Source organism: Streptomyces sp. NPDC059853 (assembly GCF_042731495.1).
Taxonomy (GTDB): domain Bacteria; phylum Actinomycetota; class Actinomycetes; order Streptomycetales; family Streptomycetaceae; genus Streptomyces.
In genome coordinates, this window is sequence record NZ_JBHWJL010000378.1 from 1 (window position 1) to 4,325 (window position 4,325).

Here is a 4,325-nt window from a genome sequence, read left to right on the forward strand (position 1 = left end):
CAGCGGCCGTACTCCTCCACGGTGACCCGGGCCGCCAGCTCCGGATCGGCCAGCACGTCCTTCCAGCCGCGGATCTCGGCGCGGAGGAACGCCTTGACCTTCTCGCGGTTCCGGCCGATGTTCTCCTGCGTGGTGACGTAGGTCTGGCCGACCAGGGGGAAACCGACGTCGGCCAGCAGCATCTCCTCGATCTCGAAGCCGCGGTTGCGCAGCTCCAGGGGCTGGTTGTTGGTGTAGCCGAGGTAGCCGTCGATCTCGCCCTCGGTCATGCCGATGGGGTCGCCCTGCACGGGCACCGTGGTGATCCGGGACTCGTCCAGGCCGAGCGCCGCGAGGAACAGCCGCCACAGCGGCTCACTGGAGGAGGAGCAGCCGATGGTCTTGCCGTAGAGATCCCGCGGGGTGCGGATCGGGCGGTCGCCCATGGACATGACGCAGCTCGCGTTGCGCTGGTAGACAGCACCGATGATCTTCAGAGGGGCGCCCTCGGCGATCGCGGCGCCCACCCCCGCGATCTGGGACACGCCGGCGAAGGTGCCGCTCAGGACATCGGATTCGATCGGCGGGGCGGTCGGCCCACCCGAGATGAGGTCGCTGCCGCTGAAGCCCTCCTCCTGGTAGTAGCCGTTCCGGTCCGCCAGGAAGCTTCCGGCGAACTGCGTGTTCTTCACCCAGGCCAGGCGCTGGGAGGCGATCCCGAACCCGGCCGTGCCCGGATCCTGGGAGGGGCTGCCGGGTTCCGCCGGGTCGCAGGCGGCCAGCGGGCCCGCGGCCAGGGCGAGCCAGCCCAGGGCGAGGCCGCCGGTCAGGAATTGGCGCCGACCGGACGGTCCGCGGGTGGGTGCGGTCATGGTGTGCTCCGTTCCGTGGGCTGAGTGGTGGGCGTCAACGCGTGGCGGTCATACGGGAGGAGACGGCACGTTCGATGAGCGCCAGCACTTGGTGGATCGCCACGCAGACGGCGGTCAGGACGACCACCGAGGACCAGAGGCGGGCGAACTGGAACTCGTTGGCGTCCCGCATCATCTGGCCGCCGAGGCCGGCGCCGGAGGCGAGCCATTCGGCGAGCAGCGCGCCGACGACGGACGTGGTCACGGTGATGCGCGCGGCGGTGAACCAGGTGGGGACGGCGTGCGGAAGGCCGACCTTGACGTAGGCCGTCCATGCGGAGCCGCCGAACGCGCGGCACACGTCCAGATCGGTCCGCGGGGCGGCCCGCAGCCCCTGCAGCATCGTCAGCAGGGCGGGGACGAAGACGACCGCGGCGCCGATGAACGCCGTCCCGGCCGTGCCGCGCCCCAGGGCCAGCACGATGATCGGGGCGAGCGTCACCATGGGGATGGCCCGCAGGGTGGTCAGGGTCGGGAGGAACATCTCCTCCAGAGGACGGGAGAAGGCCAGGAGGGTGGCGACGGCGGCGGCCAGCAGCAGCCCGGAGGCGAACCCGAGGGCGGTGTCGGTGAGGGTGCGCCCCAGCAGTGGCCACATGGCGGCGCGGTGCTCCGCGACGGACAGGTAGTTCCACACGTCGAGCGGTGACTTGGCGACGTACGGGCTCACGTCCACCGTCCGCAGGAAGATCATCCAGCCGGCGACGACGGCGGTCACACTGCCGAGGAGGACGAGCGCGCCGCGCGCGGCCCGGCCGGCGACCCGGCGGTGCCGGCTCGGGAGGGGCGGGGAGGTCATGACGCCTCCCGGGCCCGCGCGGCCCACGGGGTGGCGAGTCGTTCCACGAGGCCGACCCCGAGGAACGCGATCAGGGCCACCGTGGCGCACACGAGGGTGATGCCCCAGGTGCGCTCCACGTCGCTGGTCTGCTGGGCGACGACGAGTGCCGCGCCCAGGCCGCGTTCCTGGCCCATGAACTCACCGATCACGGTGCCCAGCAGCGCGGCGGGCACCGCGATGCGCAGGGCGGTGAGGATGCCCGGCAGCGCGGCCGGCGACTGGACCTTGCGCAGCACCAGGTAACGCCCGCCTCCGTAGGCCCGCACCAGGTCCTGGCTGGTGCGGGCCGCCTGCCGGAGACCGTTGACGGTGCTGACCAGAGTGGTGAAGAAGACCGACAGCCCCGCCATGATCGCCGAGGTCTCCGGACCGCTGAACATCGCCGCCAGGATGGGCGCCACGGCGATCAGCGGGATGCAGGCCGAGGCGATCCCCACGTGCAGGATGACCTTCTCCAGCCAGGGGACGGCGATGACCGTCGCGGCGCAGGCGATGGCGATCAGATTGCCCCACAGGTAGCCGGCGGCCGCGGACTGGAGCGTGATGGGGATGTGCGCGCCGTAGAAGGCGGCGCCGTCGGACAGCATGCCGGAGACGATCCGCGTGGGCGGCGCGATCGCCGGCCCCATGACGCCCGTCGCCCCGGCGGCCTGCCAGGCGAGGAGCACCAGTGCGGTGCCGGCCGTGCGCAGCGCCGGTGCCGCGCTCACCGGGGACCGCCCGCCCCTGCGGCCGCGCGGGCGTCGCCCGCGTCCTGGAACAGGAGGGCGGAGAGCCGGTCCACGTAGCCGTGGAATTCCGGGGTGCGCGTCAGCTCGGCCGTCCGTGGACGGGGCAGGCCGATGGGCACGACCTCCTGGACCCGCCCCGGACGGGCCGACATCACGGCCACGGTGTCGGAGAGGAACACCGCCTCGGCGATGCCGTGGGTCACCATCAGCGTCGTGGCCGGGCGCTCGGTCCAGATGCGCAGCAGTTCGCGGTTGAGGTTCTGCCGGGTCATGTCGTCGAGTGCGCCGAAGGGTTCGTCCAGCAGCAGGATCCGGGGCTTCACGACCAGGGCACGGGCGATCGCCACCCGCTGGCGCATGCCGCCGGAGAGCTGGCCGGGACGGGCGTCCTCGAACCCGGTGAGGCCCACCAGGTCGATCAGTTCCTGGATCAGGCCGTCGTCCTCCCGGCGGCCGGCGATCTCCAGCGGCAGCCGGATGTTGGAGCGCACGGACCGCCACGGCAGCAGGGCGCTGTCCTGGAAGGCGATGCCGAGATGGTGGTGCTTGCGCATCTCGGCAGGGGTCTCGCCGTGCACCAGTGCCTCGCCGGACGACTGCGCCTCCAGCCCGGCCAGGATGCGCAGGACGGTGCTCTTCCCGCACCCCGACGGCCCCAGGAGGGAGACGAACTCCCCCTCCCGGGAGTGGATGCCGACGCCGTCCAGGGCGCGGACTTCGCGACGTCCGGCGCGGAACGTCTTCGTGAGGTTCTCGAGGTGAATCCCGGGTGCCGTTGGCGGAACCATGTCCCTCCTCGCTTTGGATCCAAGATTGGATCCAAAAGCTACGAGGCACGTATGACAGGCGAATGACGCGGTGAGCGGTGCGTGTAACGGTTTCCCGCGGGCCGGTCCTGACCGGCGCGGGAGAAAGGCAAAGGCCCGGTGGGCTCGCCCGCCGGCGCCGACTGCAGCACCGCGATGTCCAGGGGGCGGTGGCCGACGGGCCGTCGGCGAACCGGCTCAGGTCCGGGCGATCTCCTGCCTGAGCTGCTGCGTGAAGCGGCGGAGGAGATCCAGTGTCTCCCTGTGCTCGGCACGGGCCTCGGCAGCGCCCTCGCTGGGCCGGGAACTCCAGACCCGCCGCGCGAGAGCGTCGGCGACGACGACCGTGTCCTCGGAGCACAGCAGATAGAGCGCCGACCGGGCTTCCTGCATCCGCCCCACCAACTCGTTGGCCCCGACTCCCCCGTCGCTCAGCTGCGTGTGCCGGAGATAGTCGATGAGCTGGGACACCGCGGTGTTGAAACCGACTCCGGCCCTCAGCTTCTGGTCGCGCATCCACAGGCGGTCCTGCCGGCGTGCGGTGAACCACGCCCCGAACACGGCACCGACAAGAGCGAAACCCGCGCCAACGGCCACGGACACCACGTTCTCCATCTCGGCCTCCCCCACAAGTGCCCCTGCCACGTTACGAAGACCGTCCGGGGCCACCGACTCGCTGTGCGAAGCACACACCGAAGATTCACAGCGAACGGAGCGGCCCGGAGCGCGGAGAGTCGACCGGCGCAGCCGTGACCGGCGGATTCGGCGCGGCCGTCGTCGTGCCACCGAGGCCGGCGTGGGCCTCGGTGTGCGGTTGCGGGAATGCGGGAGCATCCCGGCATCCGGTACGCCTCGTCGCCGGGTGGATTGAGGATCGGATCAGTGGCAGACGTGGTCCGAACGTTACGGCGGGAAGGTGCGATCACCCGAGTCGGTGCGTCCCATCGGGCCCGGCGACGGCAGGGCAACCTGACGGCTCCGGCGGGAGGCGACGGCCGGCGTCGCCTCCCGCGATGCGTCCCGCGGCGGCCCGCACCTGCCCCGCGGACTGCCCCAC

General features: G+C 71.8%; 5 protein-coding genes. All 5 read right to left on the reverse strand.

What is annotated here, in order from left to right; translation table 11 throughout:
• Positions 1–851: ABC transporter substrate-binding protein (locus ACFV5N_RS25235; RefSeq protein WP_385604084.1), on the reverse strand; the 851-nt coding region annotated here is incomplete at its 3' end.
• Positions 852–885: 34 nt separating this feature from the next.
• On the reverse strand, positions 886–1,689 hold the full coding sequence (locus ACFV5N_RS25240; RefSeq protein ID WP_346069724.1) for an ABC transporter permease subunit: 804 nt from the start codon (positions 1,687–1,689) through the stop codon (positions 886–888).
• A complete protein-coding gene (locus ACFV5N_RS25245) occupies positions 1,686–2,441 on the reverse strand; it encodes an ABC transporter permease (protein ID WP_385604087.1) in 756 nt (251 codons plus the stop codon). Before ACFV5N_RS25245 ends, ACFV5N_RS25240 begins: the two co-directional genes overlap by 4 nt.
• A complete protein-coding gene (locus tag ACFV5N_RS25250; protein ID WP_385604090.1) occupies positions 2,438–3,250 on the reverse strand; it encodes an ABC transporter ATP-binding protein in 813 nt (270 codons plus the stop codon). The genes ACFV5N_RS25245 and ACFV5N_RS25250 overlap by 4 nt, the downstream gene beginning before the upstream one ends.
• Positions 3,251–3,466: 216 nt before the next feature.
• Positions 3,467–3,883 carry a hypothetical protein gene (locus tag ACFV5N_RS25255; RefSeq protein WP_346069728.1) on the reverse strand — a complete coding sequence of 139 codons (417 nt, stop codon included), beginning with the start codon at positions 3,881–3,883 and terminating at the stop codon, positions 3,467–3,469.
• Positions 3,884–4,325 lie beyond the last annotated feature (442 nt).